The sequence below is a fragment of the Nocardia sp. NPDC056611 genome (genome assembly GCF_042792755.1).
Lineage (GTDB): Bacteria > Actinomycetota > Actinomycetes > Mycobacteriales > Mycobacteriaceae > Nocardia.
In genome coordinates, this window is sequence record NZ_JBHTVV010000002.1 from 1,662,767 (window position 1) to 1,679,186 (window position 16,420).

The 16,420-nt window shown below is 67.4% G+C and carries 20 protein-coding genes and 1 pseudogene; 12 read left to right on the top strand and 9 right to left on the bottom strand.

Going from position 1 to position 16,420, the window contains the following annotated elements; all coding sequences use genetic code 11:
• The first annotated feature begins 127 nt into the window (after positions 1–127).
• On the top strand, positions 128–1,090 hold the full coding sequence (locus ACFRAQ_RS16310) for an AraC family transcriptional regulator (RefSeq protein WP_379100017.1): 963 nt from the start codon (positions 128–130) through the stop codon (positions 1,088–1,090).
• Between the two features lie 102 nt (positions 1,091–1,192).
• On the opposite strand, the gene ACFRAQ_RS16315 is transcribed toward ACFRAQ_RS16310, so the two are convergent.
• Positions 1,193–2,941, bottom strand: coding sequence for an acyl-CoA dehydrogenase (locus ACFRAQ_RS16315; protein WP_379100019.1), 1,749 nt, complete (start codon positions 2,939–2,941; stop codon positions 1,193–1,195).
• A gap of 487 nt (positions 2,942–3,428) precedes the next feature.
• Positions 3,429–4,637, bottom strand: coding sequence for a cytochrome P450 (locus tag ACFRAQ_RS16320; RefSeq protein WP_379100021.1), 1,209 nt, complete (start codon positions 4,635–4,637; stop codon positions 3,429–3,431).
• A gap of 476 nt (positions 4,638–5,113) precedes the next feature.
• Here ACFRAQ_RS16320 and ACFRAQ_RS16325 point away from each other — a divergent pair, with 476 nt between their 5' ends.
• Positions 5,114–5,665: a hypothetical protein gene (locus tag ACFRAQ_RS16325; protein ID WP_379100023.1), complete on the top strand. Its 552-nt coding sequence runs from the start codon at positions 5,114–5,116 to the stop codon at positions 5,663–5,665.
• Here the strand turns inward: ACFRAQ_RS16325 and ddaH are convergent.
• Positions 5,634–6,506: a dimethylargininase gene (gene ddaH, locus ACFRAQ_RS16330; protein ID WP_379100025.1), complete on the bottom strand. Its 873-nt coding sequence runs from the start codon at positions 6,504–6,506 to the stop codon at positions 5,634–5,636. The two genes, ACFRAQ_RS16325 and ddaH, sit on opposite strands and share 32 nt — an antisense overlap.
• Positions 6,507–6,682: 176 nt before the next feature.
• Here ddaH and ACFRAQ_RS16335 point away from each other — a divergent pair, with 176 nt between their 5' ends.
• The 4 genes from ACFRAQ_RS16335 (at position 6,683) to ACFRAQ_RS16350 (ending at position 10,119) form a co-directional block, all read left to right on the top strand.
• Complete coding sequence (locus tag ACFRAQ_RS16335) at positions 6,683–7,120, top strand: Lrp/AsnC family transcriptional regulator (RefSeq protein ID WP_379100027.1); 438 nt, start codon at positions 6,683–6,685, stop codon at positions 7,118–7,120.
• A gap of 108 nt (positions 7,121–7,228) precedes the next feature.
• On the top strand, positions 7,229–7,864 hold the full coding sequence (locus tag ACFRAQ_RS16340) for a precorrin-8X methylmutase (RefSeq protein WP_379100029.1): 636 nt from the start codon (positions 7,229–7,231) through the stop codon (positions 7,862–7,864).
• Complete coding sequence (cobJ, locus tag ACFRAQ_RS16345; RefSeq protein ID WP_379100031.1) at positions 7,861–9,519, top strand: precorrin-3B C(17)-methyltransferase; 1,659 nt, start codon at positions 7,861–7,863, stop codon at positions 9,517–9,519. Before ACFRAQ_RS16340 ends, cobJ begins: the two co-directional genes overlap by 4 nt.
• A gap of 54 nt (positions 9,520–9,573) precedes the next feature.
• Complete coding sequence (locus ACFRAQ_RS16350; RefSeq protein ID WP_379100033.1) at positions 9,574–10,119, top strand: PadR family transcriptional regulator; 546 nt, start codon at positions 9,574–9,576, stop codon at positions 10,117–10,119.
• A 24-nt stretch (positions 10,120–10,143) separates the two neighbouring features.
• Here ACFRAQ_RS16350 and ACFRAQ_RS16355 read toward each other — a convergent pair whose 3' ends face one another.
• A complete protein-coding gene (locus ACFRAQ_RS16355) occupies positions 10,144–10,887 on the bottom strand; it encodes a cobalt-precorrin-6A reductase (protein WP_379100294.1) in 744 nt (247 codons plus the stop codon).
• Positions 10,884–11,441, bottom strand: coding sequence for a hypothetical protein (locus ACFRAQ_RS16360; protein ID WP_379100035.1), 558 nt, complete (start codon positions 11,439–11,441; stop codon positions 10,884–10,886). The genes ACFRAQ_RS16355 and ACFRAQ_RS16360 overlap by 4 nt, the downstream gene beginning before the upstream one ends.
• Positions 11,442–11,855: 414 nt before the next feature.
• On the opposite strand from ACFRAQ_RS16360, the gene ACFRAQ_RS16365 reads away from it, so the two are divergent.
• A complete protein-coding gene (locus ACFRAQ_RS16365; protein ID WP_379100037.1) occupies positions 11,856–12,134 on the top strand; it encodes a 1-deoxy-D-xylulose-5-phosphate synthase N-terminal domain-containing protein in 279 nt (92 codons plus the stop codon).
• Between the two features lie 54 nt (positions 12,135–12,188).
• On the opposite strand, the gene ACFRAQ_RS16370 is transcribed toward ACFRAQ_RS16365, so the two are convergent.
• Together ACFRAQ_RS16370 and ACFRAQ_RS16375 are read right to left on the bottom strand one after the other, a co-directional pair.
• Positions 12,189–12,563 (bottom strand): STAS domain-containing protein, encoded by a 375-nt coding sequence (locus tag ACFRAQ_RS16370; protein WP_379100039.1) that lies wholly within the window; start codon positions 12,561–12,563, stop codon positions 12,189–12,191.
• A gap of 289 nt (positions 12,564–12,852) precedes the next feature.
• Positions 12,853–12,986, bottom strand: a pseudogene (locus tag ACFRAQ_RS16375) (NAD(P)-dependent oxidoreductase); the annotation flags it as partial.
• 214 nt (positions 12,987–13,200) lie between these two features.
• Here ACFRAQ_RS16375 and ACFRAQ_RS16380 point away from each other — a divergent pair.
• On the top strand, positions 13,201–13,371 hold the full coding sequence (locus tag ACFRAQ_RS16380; RefSeq protein WP_379100041.1) for a hypothetical protein: 171 nt from the start codon (positions 13,201–13,203) through the stop codon (positions 13,369–13,371).
• 196 nt (positions 13,372–13,567) lie between these two features.
• The gene (locus ACFRAQ_RS16385; RefSeq protein WP_379100043.1) at positions 13,568–13,978 is read left to right on the top strand and encodes a low affinity iron permease family protein; all 411 of its coding nucleotides are present in this window, start codon (positions 13,568–13,570) and stop codon (positions 13,976–13,978) included.
• A 43-nt stretch (positions 13,979–14,021) separates the two neighbouring features.
• Here ACFRAQ_RS16385 and ACFRAQ_RS16390 read toward each other — a convergent pair whose 3' ends face one another.
• Together ACFRAQ_RS16390 and ACFRAQ_RS16395 are read right to left on the bottom strand one after the other, a co-directional pair.
• Positions 14,022–14,486 (bottom strand): CinA family protein, encoded by a 465-nt coding sequence (locus ACFRAQ_RS16390; RefSeq protein ID WP_379100296.1) that lies wholly within the window; start codon positions 14,484–14,486, stop codon positions 14,022–14,024.
• 22 nt (positions 14,487–14,508) lie between these two features.
• Positions 14,509–14,658, bottom strand: a complete 150-nt coding sequence (locus ACFRAQ_RS16395; protein WP_379100045.1) for a hypothetical protein — start codon at positions 14,656–14,658, stop codon at positions 14,509–14,511.
• Between the two features lie 327 nt (positions 14,659–14,985).
• On the opposite strand from ACFRAQ_RS16395, the gene ACFRAQ_RS16400 reads away from it, so the two are divergent.
• The 3 genes from ACFRAQ_RS16400 (at position 14,986) to ACFRAQ_RS16410 (ending at position 16,353) form a co-directional block, all read left to right on the top strand.
• The gene (locus ACFRAQ_RS16400) at positions 14,986–15,405 is read left to right on the top strand and encodes a hypothetical protein (protein WP_379100047.1); all 420 of its coding nucleotides are present in this window, start codon (positions 14,986–14,988) and stop codon (positions 15,403–15,405) included.
• Positions 15,402–15,830 (top strand): CBS domain-containing protein, encoded by a 429-nt coding sequence (locus ACFRAQ_RS16405; protein ID WP_379100049.1) that lies wholly within the window; start codon positions 15,402–15,404, stop codon positions 15,828–15,830. Before ACFRAQ_RS16400 ends, ACFRAQ_RS16405 begins: the two co-directional genes overlap by 4 nt.
• A 316-nt stretch (positions 15,831–16,146) precedes the next feature.
• Positions 16,147–16,353 carry a hypothetical protein gene (locus ACFRAQ_RS16410; protein WP_379100051.1) on the top strand — a complete coding sequence of 69 codons (207 nt, stop codon included), beginning with the start codon at positions 16,147–16,149 and terminating at the stop codon, positions 16,351–16,353.
• Positions 16,354–16,420 lie beyond the last annotated feature (67 nt).

Sequence of the window (16,420 nt, forward strand, 5' to 3'; positions counted from 1 at the left end):
TTCCCGGTCGTCGACGTCGGCGTCATCGACCGGAGCTTCGGCCAAAGACTATGTGCGCGTATAGATTCTGTTCCACCGGATTCGCGACGACCCGCGTCCGGATTTGCGACGACAGAAGGGGTCGCCGGTGTCCGAACTCGTCGTGGTGAGCGACACGACAACGGAATTGTCGAAGCATGACCGGCCTGGATACTGGCGTGAGCAGGTGTCGGCGAACCAGGGCGGGGCACGGGTCGACTTCTCCGATTGGCCGAACTTCCATGGCGCACTGCGGGTTCAACGTCTGGCGAGCTATCGGCTCGGCGACTTCCAGAATGTCGCCTTCGAATCGACTGGAATTTCGTACGAGCGCACCATGGCCGACATCGATGCCGATGGTGACCGCAGCGCTCGGCTGCTCGTCGCTCGTAGTGGCCCCCTCGACATCGAGCAGCACGGCACTCGGGTGTCGTTGCGACCCGGGCAGATGGGTGTGGTCGATTGGGGGCAACGCATGGTGCTCGCCCATGCCGACCATGTGCGGGGTTGGATCCTCAACATCCCCGCCGACGCGCTTCGGCTTCCCGAAGCACCGGTCAGCCGCTCGTTTCTGGCGCTCGACACCCATGACCCCTTGCTCGGTTCCGTGCTCGCGCTGACCGAACAACTCTCCCGTCACGGCGACTCCATGACGCCCAGCCAGTTCCTGAGGATCAGCACGCATTGGACGGGTCTGCTCGCCGGCGCCCTCGACGAACGCCGAGCCCCGGAAGACACGAAATTCGCGGCTATTTCCCGGGACGCGCGTCTGTACATTCAACGATGTTCGGATGATCCGCGACTGACCGTGGATGCGGTGGCCGAACATCTCGGCATCACCCGGCGCCAACTCGAGCGGGCGATGCGTGATTTCGGTACATCACCTCACAGCTACCTGCTCGCGACCCGCCTCGACCGTGCCGCGCAACGGTTGGCCGACCCTCGGAACGCTGGTCACACGATCGCGGATATCGCCTACGACAGCGGATTTGTCGCCTTGTCCGTCTTCACCAAGGGCTGCCGCGACAGATTCGGCGTTCCGCCGGGCCGGCTACGGAGCAGGTCGGCCTGACCGCAGCCGCCGCGGTGTCGTCGGTCCGGGGTTCGGACCTGGTGAACAGCCAGCGGCCAGGCTCGCGGGCGGGCCTGGCCGGTGGCGCCTAGGTCAGGGTCGTCACCGATCGCGGCAGCGAGTTTCCCAGGCAGCGGGCAGGTCGTCGGAAAGGACCGGCGCCGCCAGAATTTCATCGTCGAAACCGAAAGCGTCCAGCAACGCGGGGAGGTGCTCAGCCAGGGTGTCGATGGCCAGGCGGAGTCGCTGTTTGATGGTGTCGACCGCGGCGATGTCGAGCAGTCCGTGGGTGAGATACCAGACGGCGTGCTGATCGAGGTAGGTCAGCGCGAAAACGTCACGCACGGCGGCGATCTCGGGGTGATCGGCGAATCGGTGGAGCACCTGGAGGGCTTCTTCGGCCGAGTAGGCCTCGGCGAGGGCGAGCGCTTCGGGAATGACCGCCAAGCGCCCCTCCAGTCCGGGCGTCGTCAGGTATTGCTGGGTCTCTTCCACGATCGTCAAGGTCCGGGCGCTGAACAGGCTCAGGCGGTCGGCTTGATCGGTGGGATCGTGCAGAACGACTTCCGGTACCGGCTTTCCGGCCAGGTATTTGGCCAGGACGCGACCGGCCACGGAGCCGAGGACGTGGCAATCGCCCTCGCCGGTGATGGCCGCGTGGCAGACCCCGAGGTAGTCGGCCACCCGGTTGGCGCTGAACATTCCCTGGGCGCCCATCCGAATTCTGGCGTGGGTCACCGTGTCCAGCGCGTGCAACTGGATGTAATGCTTGGCCAGCATCACCGAGACGACCGTGTCACGGCTGGTGAGGTCGGCGTTGGCGAGCGAGGTTTTCACCGTGTTGCCGTAGAGCGTGCGCGCGATGGTGCCGGCCAGGTCGGTGAGCAGGGTGTCGCGCACGTGCGGCAGCTCGACCATGTACGGGGAGTCCGAGGGAGTCAGCGGCACCACCCGTTTGGCGGCGTACCGCAGCGCGATGTAGAGCGAGGCCCGCGCGGTGGCGTTGAGGCAGGACGCGAGCGCGAGCCGACCGACCGTGAGCTGACTGATCGCCGAGGCGAACGACCGCTTCCGGCTGTCCTCGTCGCGCCAGGTCAGCACGCCCTGGTCGTCGATGGTGGCGAGGTCGTTGCTCAGCCAGGCGCTGCGGTCGACCTTCAGCTTGTCGAACCCGATGACGGAGTTGTCCATGATGACCAGCGGTTGATGGTCGAGCTGCGTGATGGTCACACCGGGCGCCGGGGCGCCGTCGGGGCCACGTAGTCGTGCCGCGAACAGGTGCACCCCGTGATCGACGCCCGCGGCGTCGATGAAGCGCGCACCGACCACGCAGACGCGTGCCACGGGGATGCCGACGCTGGGCATGAACTTGCGGGCCCGCGGGTTCGGGGTGTCGATGACGAATCCGTCGCCGTCCCAGGTCGCGCGGGTCTGCATGAACTGGATGTTGGACCCGCACCCGTATTCGGTCAGCAGCATCACCCCGACGCTCGAGCCGTTGTCGAGGTCCTGCAGATACGGTGCGGCCGAATCGGAGTCGGTCAGGGTGGACAGGCTGCCCGAGGCCAGGTTGTAGTGCCCGGAGATCAGCGGGATCAGATCCGTCGCCAGCACCGCCGACCAGTCGAAGACGGCGAAGAGTCGTGGCAGGTCGGTGGCGATGTCGCGGGTGCTGCCGACTTCCGCGACCAAATTGTGCAGCTGGTCGTAGGCGTTCTGGCGGCGCTGCTCCTGGCTCTGGGCCTCGGTGACGAAGTAGGCCGGGTTGTTCAGGATCTTCTGCAAGTGCTCGTCGAACTCGAGGCTGCCGTGGCGGAGAACTCCGGCCAAGGGGGTCTGCTCATGCTGCATGATCCTTCTCCTACTCATTCAATCGATCCCGTCGGCAACTGGTCCGCCGAGGGCATAGAAGGCATCGCGGCGCTCGGACGCACCGGCGCCCGGCGTTGCTGCGTGATTACGCGGGCACCGTGACGGGTCCGGAACAGAGAGCCGGGCGATTACCTGTCAGAAGTTCGACGCACCACTCACCTTCACGCGACATCCAGCGATGTGGGCTGGGGAAGGTTCGGGAGGCCACGCGCGCCCGACCGGATCACGGTGTTGCGCGGGAGAGAGATTCGCGTGAGCAGGCCGGTAGCGGGACGCGGCTGTTGAACCACGGTCGCGACCAGGGTCGCTCGCGTGATTCGTTGCCACAGTGCCACGTTCGGCCCGAAAGTCACGAATTGTAGTGTTACACAGATTGTCTGAAAGTTCGCAGTGAACCATCACAGTGTGTCGCGAACAGACACGCCGCGAGTGCGGTCACCCACGTCGGTTCAGCGCGTTCGGGTGGCTACGGCGTGGGGAACGGGTAACGCATCGGCGGGAAGACCACGGGCAGCTCGGTGAGAGCGCGGTGGAACGGGCCCGGCCGCCACACCAGGTCCTGCTGCGGGACCGCGAGTCCGATCTCGGGCAGGTAGTCGAGCAGCTGGTCGATCACCTCCTGCGCGAGCAGCCGCCCGTAGGGGCGGGCTGCCGCCGGGCAGGCGTGCTCACCCGAGCTGAACGCGAGGTTCCAGCCGTTGTCGATGCTGCCGCCGCCGGCCAGCGCCGGGTCGGTGTTGCACGCGGCCATGCTGATGATGACCGGCTCGTGGGCGGGCAGCCACTCACCGTCGATCAGGACCGGCTGGGGCGGATAGGTGATGCAGTAGTTCGCCATCGGCGGGTCCGTCGCCAAACGCTCGTCGATGGCGATGCCGGTCGACAAGGGCGGCGAGTCGGCGGCGGAGATGAAGCGACCGTCGGTCATCATCAGCAGCAGCGTGTTGGCGATGAGATTGAGCGGGGGCTCGACACCGGCGGCGAAGAGCAACACCAACTGGTGCACCATCTCCTCGTCCGTCAGCCCGGCGGGGTGCTGAACCAGCCTCGTGGTGACATCGACGCCCGGATACGAGCGTTTGAGCGCGGTCAGGTCGAGCAAGGCCTCACCCATTTGCGCGTTGACCGTCGCGGTGTCCACCCCGTCGAACATCGCCGCGCTGGCGGCGGCGACCCGCTGGCCGATATCCGGCGGGCAGCCCAGGATTTCGCAGAAGCACGAGAAGACCATCGGGAGGGCGTACTGGCTGAGGACGTCGGCGCGGCCGTGGGTGGCGAACCCGTTGATGATCGGCACCGCGGAGCGTTCGACGATGGCCCGCACCGTGTGCAGGTCGATGCCGGACAGGGCGTCGGTCACGGCCTGGCGGTAGCGCGCGTGTTCGTGTCCGCTGGTGCGGATGGCATTGGGCCGGTACTCGACCATCGGCAGGATGGGGATATCGGCGGACACGGTCTTCTGCCACAGTCGGGGGTCGGCCGGGAAATGGAAGGGATCGTTGAGGATTCGCACCGCGGTCGCGTAGTTGATGACCAGCGTCGCGGGCACTCCGGGCCACATCTCGACCGGCACCAGCGCCCCGAACTCGCTGCGCATTCTCCGATAGTGCCCGTGGGGGTCGGCGGCGAATTCGGGACTGTAGATCGGGACTCGCACGATGTCGGTCGGCCTCACGCCGAGGGTTGCACCCTGATGCGCGTGCTGCGGATCCACGTAGTCTCCCAGTGTGTGGCATGAAATTGGTTGCGGCAAAATATAACCCAGGCCGGTCGCGGGCACATCGACGAAGGCCCGGTCGCACCGGCGGTCACGTGGTCCGGGAGCCGAGGTGCACCGCCAGCGAGCTGCCGGAACGGCCGGACACGATCGGGCGTCGGACCGCGAGGTCGGCGGGAAGGTCAGGTCCCTCACGATCCGCGGCGATCGGGTGAGCACCACGGTCCCGGCTACTCGGCACCCGGTGGCGAGCCGGTCGGGAGAACGCGGGACAACACCGACCGGGCCGGGTGGCGGACTACTCGATTCCACCGCCGACCCGCGCACGGACGGGCCCGACCGCTCCGGGACGGGTGCGGGGTGCACGCGGCGCGGTTGCTGGTGCACAGTGGGGTTATCCGCGCTGCGACGACCATCGGATGCTGGAGGCGGCCATGACCATCGCGAAGCTCAGCGATCAGGAGATCCTGGCGATGTCCGATGAGGAGCGTCGCGAGCTGATCCGGCGGTTGCAGCCGCCGCCGGAGCGGGTGCTGCCACGCCCGGAGGTGGTGCGGCTGCATCGGCGGGTGCGGCTGGCGCTCATGGTCGGCGGCTGTCTGGGGCTGATTCCGTGGATCGTGTACCTGGGGTTCTCGTTGCCGGCGGAGTATCACGCCCGTAACTGGTCGCTGGCCTGGATCGGGTTCGACATCGTGCTCGTGCTGATGATGGCGGCCACCGCGTATCTGGGCTGGAAGCGGCGGGTGGTGTTGCTGCTCCCGGCGTTCGGCACCGGCATCCTGCTGGTGGTGGACGCCTGGTTCGACATCGTCACCGCGGACGCCGGGGATTTCTGGCTGTCGCTGGGTACGGCGGTCCTCGGCGAGATCCCATTGGCGGCGTTGCAGATCAGTGGCGCGATCATGCTGCTGCGCTTCCTGATCCTGGCTCACCCGCTGCACGATCCGCAGGTCAGTCCGTTCCAGACGCGACTGCCGTTCTGACCGAGTGCCATTCCATGGTGCAGCACTTGACGCTGCCGCCGGACTTGAGCAGCTCCGACAGGTCGATCCCGACCGGTTCGTAGCCGCGCGCCCGCAATTGCGCGGCCAGGTCGACGGCCTGGTCGCTGAGGAACACGTGGTACCCGTCGCAGACCCCGTTGAGGCCCAGCACATTCGCGTCGGCCTCGGTGGCGATGATCGCGTCCGGGTAGAGGCTCGCGAGCAGCCGCGCACTGGGTCCGCTGAATGCGGCCGGGTAGTAGGCGATGGTGTCATCAAGGACCATGAGCGCGGTGTCGAGGTGGTAGAAGCGCGGATCCACCAGATCCAGTGAGACGACCGGCAATCCGAAGTACTCCGCCACCTCCTGGTGCGCGCCGCGGGCGCTGCGGAACCCGGTCCCGGCGAGGATCCGGTCGGGCGCGATGGCGAAATCGCCCTCGCCCTCATTGGTTTCGCAGGCGCGCGCGACGCTCGTGAAGCACTGGGCGGCCATCCAGTCGTGGTAGGCCGGGCCTTCCTGCGCGCGTTCGGGATTGGCGAAGCGGGCCGAGAGCGCCCGCTCGCCGATGGCCAGTCCCCCATTGGCGGCGAACACCATGTCCGGCAGCCCCGCCACCGGTTCGATGACGTCGACCCGGTGTCCGTGCCCCTCGTAGGCGACGCGCAGCGCGTCCCACTGGGCCAGGGCGAGCCCCCGGTTCACGGGGTCGGCGGTGTCCATCCACGGATTGATGGCGTAGGTGACGTCGAAGTGGTCGGGGCGGCACATGAGGTAGCGGCGGGGCACGGGCCGGCGGGCGGCGGGATCGCGGGCGGGCAGCGTGGCTACGGACGTCAACGGGACTCCCTCGGAAGCGGCGCGGACGGTTCTGACACGAAGATAAGTGGCGTACCGTTGCGTCAGGAATAGCGAAACGTTGCGTTGATCGACTCATGAACAGCGATTCGTTGCGTCTGAACGATGCGCGTGCATCATCGCGCCCGATATGCCCGGATCCTCGAGAAGGAGCGACCGTGGACGATCTCGACCGCCGGATCCTGGCCCACCTGCTCGAGAACGCGCGCGCCTCGTTCCAGGAGATCGGCGCGGTCATCGGCCTGTCCGCCCCCGCCGTCAAACGCCGGGTCGACAAACTGGTCGCGGCGGGCCAGATCACCGGTTTCACCGCCGTCGTGAACCCGGCTGCCCTGGGCTGGCGCACCGAGGCGTATGTCGAGGTCTTCTACCGCGACAACATCTCCCCCGCCGAACTACGCCGCGGCCTCGAACCGATTCCCCAGGTCGTCGGCGTGTGGACCATCGCCGGTGAGGCCGACGCACTGGTCCACGTGATGGCCACCGACATGGCCGAGATCGAGGCCACCGTCGAACGCATCCGCGAGAACGCCCGCGTCGGGCGCACCCGCAGCAATATCGTCATGTCCCGCCTGCTCGAACGCCCTCGCACCTGACCCGGCCGGGCCCGACAGCACCGGCCGCGCCCGCTGCGGACCGTCCACTGTGGCCGGGCGCACTACCCGCCCAGCGCCGCTCCGGCGGCGAAATCTAGGGTGGAGGCCATGTCCGACGTGCGTGCCAGCTACCTCAAAGACGGGGCCGAGATCTATCGGCGCTCGTTCGCGACCATCCGGGCCGAGGCCGATCTGGCCCGGTTCCCGGCGGACGTGTCACAGGTGGTGGTGCGCATGATCCACGCCTGCGGGCAGGTGAATCTGGCGGGCGACGTGGAGTTCAGCACCGATGTGGTGGCCAAGGCGCGGGCCGCGCTGCGGTCGGGCGCGCCGATCCTGTGCGACGCCAAGATGGTCGCCTCCGGCGTCACCCGCAAGCGGCTGCCCGCCGACAACGACGTGCTGTGCCTGCTCGACGACCCCCGCGTGCCCGACCTGGCCGCGCGCATGGACAACACCAGATCGGCTGCGGCCCTGGAACTCTGGAGTGACCGGCTCGACGGCGCGGTGGTGGCCGTCGGCAATGCGCCGACCGCGCTGTTCCACCTGCTCGACATGATCGACGCGGGCGCGCCCCGCCCCGCCGCGGTGCTCGGGATCCCGGTCGGGTTCATCGGGGCCGCGGAATCCAAGGAGGCGCTGGCCGAATACGGCGGCGTCGAATTCCTGACCGTGCGAGGCCGGCGCGGCGGCAGCGCCATCACCGCCGCCGCCCTCAATGCGATTGCGAGCGAACAAGAATGAGCAAGCTCTGGGGTGTCGGGCTCGGACCCGGCGATCCGGAACTGGTGACGGTCAAGGCCGCCCGGGTGATCGGCGAGGCCGACGTCATCGCCTTCCACAGCGCCCGGCACGGGCGCAGCATCTCGCGCGCCATCGCCGCCCCCTACATGCGCGAAGGTCAGCTCGAGGAGCACCTGATCTACCCGGTCACCACCGAGACCACCGACCACCCCGGCGGCTACCAGGGCGCGATCGACGAGTTCTACGAGTCCGCCGCCGCCCGCCTGGCCGAGCACCTCGCGGCGGGCCGCACCGTCGCGTTGCTCGCCGCCGGTGACCCGCTGTTCTACAGCTCGTTCCAGCACATGCACCGCCGCCTGGCCGACCGGTTCGACACCGAGATCATCCCCGGTGTCACCTCGGTCAGCGCCGCCTCCGCCGCCCTGGGCACCCCCTTGGTGGAGGAGAAGCAGGTCCTCACCGTGCTTCCGGGCACGCTGCCGCCCGAGGAGCTGACCCGCCGCCTGCGCGAGACCGACGCCGCCGCGATCATGAAGCTCGGCCGCACCTACCCCGGCGTGCGCCGCGCCCTCGCCGACTCCGGCCGCCTCGACGACGCCTATTACGTCGAGCGCGCCAGCTCCGACCGGCAGCGCGTGCTGCGCGCCGCCGACGTCGACGAGTCGAGCGTCCCGTACTTCGCGATCGCGGTGGTTCCGGGCCCCACCCCGCAGACCCGCATCACCCTGACCGATTCCGCTCAGGCCGCCGCTATTCCCGCCGAAACGGTTGCGGCGGAGCAGCCTTCGGAAGCCGCCGACCCGATCGCGCACGCCACCGGGACCGCCGCGGCGCAGGTCGGCGCGGTCACCGCGGCGGGTGAGCGCGCGGACCACGCCGCCCCGAACCCGGATGCGGCGCGCCAGGATCGGGTGGGCGAGGTCGTCGTCATCGGGCTGGGACCGGGCGACGAGGGCTGGACCACCCCCGAGGTGTCGCGCGCGCTGGCCGAGGCGACCGACATCGTCGGCTACACCACGTATGTGAACCGCGTGCCGGTGCGACCGGGTCAGCGGCGCCACGCCAGTGACAATCGCGTCGAATCCGAGCGCGCCGGAATGGCTTTGGACATGGCCAAGCAGGGCGCGAAGGTCGTGGTGGTGTCGTCCGGAGACCCGGGCGTGTTCGCCATGGCGGCCGCGGTGATCGAGGAGTCGGCGGATCCGCAGTGGCGCGAGGTGCCCGTGCGGGTGCTGCCCGGCGTGACCGCCGCGAGCGCGGTGGCGAGCCGGCTGGGCGCGCCGCTGGGCCACGACTTCGCCATGATCTCGCTCTCGGATCGCCTCAAGCCGTGGGAGACGGTGGCGCAACGGATTTCGGCGGTGGCGTCGGCGGATATGGCGTTCGCCGTCTACAACCCGGCATCGTCGCAGCGCACCTGGCAGGTGGCGGCCATGCGGGATCTGGTGCTCGAGCACCGCAAGCCCGAGACGCCGGTGGTGATCGGCCGCGATGTGGGCGGCCCGACCGAGTCGGTGCGGGTGGTGACGCTGGGCGAGCTGGATCCCGCCGTGGTGGACATGCGCACGCTGCTGATCGTGGGCGCGTCCACGACCACGGTGTTCGAGGCGGCCGGCGGTCCGCGCGTGTTCACGTCGCGTCGCTACGAGGTCTGAACGCCCGGCCCCGTAATATTCCTATGTAGAACGTAGGCTGTGGAAGGAGTGCCGGTGCCAGAAGATCACGCTCGACGCCCGCTCAACTCGACGGCCGCGTCCCTACTCGGATTCCTGCACCAGGGCGAGATGTCCGGGTGGGATCTGGTGGCGCTGGCCCAGGACCGCATCGGCGACTTCTGGACCATCACCCAGAGCCAGGTGTATCGCGAGCTCGCCACCATGCACGGCCTCGGCCTGGTCGAGAAGGGCGCGTCGGGCGCCCGCGACCGTACCCCGTACCGCATCACCGAGGACGGCCGCGAGGCCTTCGCCGAATGGATCGCCCGCGATCCCGGCCCGGAGACCATCCGGGTGCCGCTGCTGCTGACCCTGTCCTTCGGGGAATTCGTGGACGCCGCCCGCCTCGAACGCATCGTCGCCGCCAACCGCACCGTGCACGAACAGCGGCTCTCGGGCTATCTGTCCGGTCACGACGAGCAGCGGATGTCGCCCTACGAGCGGGCCACACTGGATTTCGGCATCCGCTACGAGCGGGCCGTCCTGGAATGGTTCGACCGCCTGCCGGAGCTGCTGGACCGCACCAGCCGCCTGTCCTGACCGGATTCGCGCCCGGCGCTGTCGCTACGCTTCGTCGCGCCGGGCCCGCAGCCAATCCCACGCGGCCGCAACTGTTTCCACCTGCTGCGCGCCCGCGGGCAGTGGCGGCCGGTCGATCATCACGACCGCCAGGCCCAGTTCCCGGGCCGCGGTCAGCTTGGCCTCGGTGAGCGCGCCCCCGCTGTCCTTGGTCACCAGGACGTCGATGCGCCGTTCGACGAGCAGTGCGATCTCGTCCTCGACACTGAAAGGTCCACGGGCGAGCAGCAATTCGTGATGCGCGGGCACCGCGCCCTCGGGCGGGTCGATCGCCCGGATCAGGAACCACTCGTCGGAGTGCTCGAAGGCGGCCACACCCTGGCGGCCGATGGTCAGAAATACCCGTTTACCGAGCGCCGCAGCGGCTTCCGCCGCCAATTCCAGATCCGGCACCCGCACCCACCGGTCCCCGCACCGCTCGATCCACCCCGGCCGCCGCACATGCAGCACCGGCAGTCCGAGCTCCGCCGCCGCGACCGCCGCATTGGCGGTGATCCCGCCCGCGAACGGATGGGTGGCGTCCACCACGGCCTCGATGCCGTTGCCGGACAGCCACTCCCGCAGCCCGTCGACACCCCCGAATCCGCCCACCCGCACCTCGCCGACCGGCAGGACGGGTGCGCGCACCCGCCCGGCGAGCGAGGACACGATCTCGAATCCCCGCTCGCCGGACGCGATGTCGGCGAGTTCCCGGGCTTCCCGGGTGCCGCCGAGGATCAGCGTTTTCAGGGCTGCCCGCTGAAGTAGGCCGACCCGGAATCGATCAGCGGCTGCCCGCCGACGACCAGCAGCCCGATGATCGCGCCCGGGATGGCGCCGATCCCGAACAGGAACGCGCCGAGGATGCCGCCGATGATCCCGCCCAGCGCCGCGTGCTGCAGCTGCCCGAAGAAGTCACCCTGCGAGTCGATGTCCTTGGCGGTGGCCAGCGGCGCCGACACCGAGGTCAGCGTCAGCTGGGTGCCGGTGGTGTCGATGGCCGCGGTCAGCCCGTACTGCTTGCCGGCCAGGGTGCCGGTCAGCGGCACCTGGGTGACGACGTCCCCGGCCTGGTTCTTCAGGAACACCGTCTGGCCGGCGGCGTCCAGGCTGAACTGCCCGCCGGTGACCGTGGTGACGATGTCGTTGGCATCGCTGACCACGACGTCGTAGCCGACGCCCTGCTGGGTGCCGTGCAGCGGCGACGCGGCCTGCTCCACCACCGGAGCCTGGTCGAGCGGAACGGCGTATCCGGTGCCCGCGGCAATGCCGGTCGCGGCCGCGGCGACGAATGCGGTAGCCACGAACTTTGTGTACTTCATCGATCTCCTAAAAGAGCTACATCCGAATCCGATAACCCTCGGATTCCAGCTCGTAACCCTACCGTTGACGTAGTGATGTTTCAGTTTGGATGGCTCAGGGAGGACACGGATTCCGCTGTCCGACACCGTAGTCAACCGCCGCCGGAACGCGTTCAGCCTGGTCACCGAAGTGCCCCGACCCAAACCTCACATCACGCGAATGGCCCAATTGCGCACTCGCCCGGCGCTTGTCAGGAAGGCAATCCACATGACCCCGCGGTCGCATCTCATCTCAGTTCAGCGATCCCCGTCTTCGAGCTCTTGGCCCGCCGGCGCGAAGTCGGCTATCGGACCGACCTCCTGTTCGACAGCGGATTGAAATGACTCGGGAGAAAACCACTCTCAGTCCAAGCGCGAATGGATCTCCAGGACACAGAGCCCCCCTCATCTAGCCCTCGCGGACATCGATGCTGCCCGCCATCTGCGGGCCCGGACGCACTCGTTCCGCTCTATGACGCCCAGCTCAGGCAGTTGGCCGACGAGATACGAGCGTTGCCGACCGAGATTATCTCGGTGACGGGAGGGCATGTCGGGCCGGATCTGCGTGTGGTCGAACCAGCGTTCGTCTCGCATCGTGTCTTGTCATCACCGCGGGGCGCTCTTGCTCTGCGATACCGGCCGGATGGCGCACCGTGACCAGCAGCGTACCCACCGAACAAACCGAAGGGCGCGCTGCTGGGGTCTGTGCGATCAGGACGACGTGGGCAGCGGTCGCGCGCTACAGGACGCCGCCCAGATCATCGGCATGAAGGCCTCAGCGATCGTGCCGGCCGTGGTCAGGGTGGGGCCGCAGACTTCGAGCACGCGGTTCACACAGCGTGGTCCGGCGACGACGCACAGGGCGCGGTGGTGCTCTCGGGCGTGGTCGTCGGCGTCGAGGAGGGCTTGGAGGCCCGAAAGGCTCAAGAAGGTCACCCGCGACAGGTCGACCACGACGAGCCGGCCGCGGGTGGCGATGCCGTAGCGGAGGTGTTCGCGCAGTTCGTCGACGGTGGTGGCGTCGATCTCGCCGGTGACGGTCAGGATCGTTGTTGACCGCGACGGCCTGCTGCGGGTGACTCGCATCAGGGTGTTCGACCCGCATCGCCCAGCTCGAGCCGGTCGGCGTTCAGCGAGGAATGAGTTCGACATCAGGATCAGATCCCTTGTCCGGTTGCATGTGGGGCCCGCTCGGGGTCGCCGCACTATGTATCGCCCTGCCGAACAGGCACAGACTGGGCTGCTGTTTCAACCGTGATCATGGAGTTCCCAGCCTGACGGTGAGATACACCTGCAACCTAGACAGATGATTGCCGCCGTCCCAGATGGGTAATCGCCCGACCCTGAGTTCCAGCGAGACGACTACGCCATTGCGGAGTGCGGCGGGCTGGCCAGCGCGACCCAGTGGGGTGTTGTCGCCGAAGGAGGTGACCTTCTCCGGCGGCATGGTGGCCGGTATCAACCAGTCCAAATCGGTCCCGGTGCAACGCTGTTCACGCGCATGCCCTTGGGCTCCGTCCGGATTGACGATCTGGCGCGTAGCCGGTGCCGACGTACCCGGCAACAGCTCGGGCAGAGCCGCCACGGATTCCGGAATTGCCGCCCGCGCCGCTGTCTTCGCCGGGGATTGGCAACGATCGCGACAAATGCCGTTGAGTGTGTGCCGGCCAGGCAGTTATCGAAAGGCGTTATCGGGTACGCGGTAGCCAGGAGGTGCAAAGAAATGGTTGCTCTACTGCTGGTACTGCTGCTCGCCCTGGTTCTGTTCGGAGCGGGGTTCGCACTGAAAGCTTTGTGGTGGGTCGCGGTCGTCGTCCTGGTGGTGTGGATTTCCGGTTTTGTCTTCGCCAGCGCGGGCGAGTCCGGAGCCCGCAAACGGTGGTACCGATGGTGAGGTCCGTTCGCCGATTCGATCATCATCGATGACCAGAACAGTCCTGGAAACGCTGCCCACAGGTCGATAAGTGGGCGGCGTGCCCATGGGCCCGGTCCGGAACCATCAACTCTGGCCATGAGTCTCGTTTGCCGTTATGCCGGCTGTGGTATCGCCATCGCGACCAGCCAATCCATCCAGCGCGAGGAGCGTACACATGGACGTACCGCCACCCATGTCGGCAGAGCGTGACGACAGGTTGTCCCTCTTCGATCGATTCGCCACCAAGGCCAGCGAATTCGCTTCCCGGGCAGGATTCTTCGTGTTCTGCGTCGTCCTGGTCGCGGTCTGGGCGCCGTCGATCATCGTGTTGCCGAACATCGACACCTGGCAGCTGGTCATCAACACCGCCACCACGATCATCACGTTCCTGCTCGTGGCGCTGTTGCAGAACACGCAGAGCCGCAGTGACACCGCGCTCCATCAGAAACTCAACGCGATTGCCGGCGCTCTTGCCGCCTTCATGGGTGAACTCAGCGCCGAATACCCCGAACTCGACCGGCACCGGGCTGAACTCGCAGACGCCGTCGGACTCGAGCGTCGCGAAGGTTCTCAGCACCCCGGATGACGACCCACCACGGCTGCGCCACTGAATCGACAGGCTGAATCTCTCAGTTCCCGACCGCATCGAGCAGCATGCCGATCGCGGCTTCGACGGCCGCGGCCAGAACTTGCTCTGGCTCACCGTCGAATTGCTCGTGCCGGACCCTCGTCTCGCCGAAAGCGTCCACCGCGAACCACACCGAGCCCGCGGGCTCACCGTCCTGCGCGCCAGGGCCTCCGACGCCGGTCACCGCCACCGCGATATCTGCATCCAGCAGCGACCGCGCTCCCGCTGCCATTGCGCGCACGGCCGGCTCCGAGACGACAGGCACGTCGGGAACGCCCAGCACGCGATGCTTGACGTGTGCGCTGTAGGCCACTACCCCACCACGCAACCAGCGGGCGGACTCCGGTGCCGCGCCGAGCGCCGCTGACAACTTCCCACACGTCAACGACTCCGTGACAGCCACGGTACGCCCCGTCCGCACAGCCGTATCAGCCACCCGCTCCGCGAGCTCACCGATCCGCACCATCACCTCATCCTTTCGAAGTAGCTCAGGCAATCGGTTGTACTGCACCAGAAGTGAGAATTCCGGCGTTCCACGCACGATCGATCAGGTCGATCACACGGATGTCCGTCAACTCGGCCAGAATCGGACCGTAGAACCGTGAATTCACGAAAGCGGCAACGTGTTCGGCGATCATGCGACCGATCGGGCCCAACGCGACTGCGACGCGTCCGAGAGTCGATGTCGCCGGACTCGATGTCGACTCGGTCGGCTCCGACGGCAACCCGCACCGACCATGCCCCGCTGGGGCCGAAGGCTACCGAGCCGATAGCTGTGCGATCGCGCTGAAGTGGATTCATGATCGCACCTCCCATGCGTGGATCGAGCCTTGATCGGGGTCGGTCAACCGTCGTATCCATGCGCCTACCCCGCTGGCGATCAGGTATTCATCGCGCCGTCGTGTGATCGCGACAAGCCCGGGTATGGCGTAGGGGCGAGGTTCACCCGCTGAGAGGAGCTTCCTGTGCGTGTCGTCGTAGTCGGCGCAACCGGCAATGTCGGAATCTCGGTGGTCCACGCCCTGTCTGCCGATCCCGTCGTGACTTCGACCATCGGATTGGCACGCCGGCAACCACGGCTTCGAATCGAGAAGACGTCCTGGGCCGGTGTCGACATCCGCGTCCATGCCCACGCCGAACTCGGTTGGAGCCCTCGCTACAGCTCAGTCGAAGCCTTGCTGGAGGTGCTCGACGGAATCCGCGCCGCCGCCGAGATCGACACCCCACCATTATCGCGGACCGCGGGGGGACCACTGCGGATTCACGAATTCACCTCCGGCATCGGCGCTCGCGATCCGGTCGACCGCGCACCCGTCCCGACAACCGGCAATATCAGGCGGGGCGACACCATTCTCGACGAAACACCCAGGAGGACAAGGAAATGACAACCGCACGCGAACTGATGACACCTGACTGCGAATGCGTCCGCGCCAGCGACACCGTGCTCGACGCCGCGCGCAAGATGGCCGACCTGCATATCGGCGCCCTGCCGATCTGCGGCGAGAACCTCCGGTTGAAGGGCATGCTCACCGACCGCGATATCGTCGTCAAAGTCGTCGCACAGCAGAAGGACCCGCTCGGTATCAAGGCCGGCGACCTCGCCGAAGGGACTCCCGTGCTCGTCAACGCCGACGACGACGTATCCACGGTGCTGCATCTGATGGCCGACCACCAGATCCGGCGGCTACCCGTGATCGAGAACAATGAGCTGGTCGGGATCATCGCTCAAGCCGATATCGCACGCGCCCTGAAACACAAAGTGGCCGGCAAGACCATCGAGGCGATCTCCCAGGAGGAGGGCGATCGGTAACACGACGACTTCGGGGACGATCTCGGATTTCTGATCGCTCCGACCTGGGCGACGCGGCTCCGCTGATACATCGCCCATGCGCTACGACGCCGTCGTGGATCTGAGGGCAGGTCGTCCGGCCTGACCGGGTGCGCCACCTTCCGGCCTCCGCGATTCGAATGCGCGCCCGCGGGTAGTTCCCGACGGTGACCGGATTCGGCACATTTGCAAGGAGGCGCCCATGATGGCAGGACGGAACATATCGCAAGAATCGCCTGGTCGACAGCGCAGATTGTGGCGTCGTCATTCCGGCGAGGGCATCGAGGACAGTGTCAATGTGGTCGGAATCGTATTGCTGGGGTTGGGGATCGTGAGCATGGGTTTGGCGCTGGTGGCCGCCGGGACCGGATTCGGCGGGTGGGCGATAGTGGCCGGTGTGGCGTGCGCCGCGTTCCTGTTGACCGGCGGCGCTGTGATCGTCACCGAGTGGCGGCATCGCCGAGCCCGGGATGTGGCAGGATCCGCTGTACGGCAAGGCCATTGAAGCAACGGGAATACCGGCCCGGCGCTCGGCCTCGACCAGTCGGTGTTTGCGATGACTGGTGTCGCAC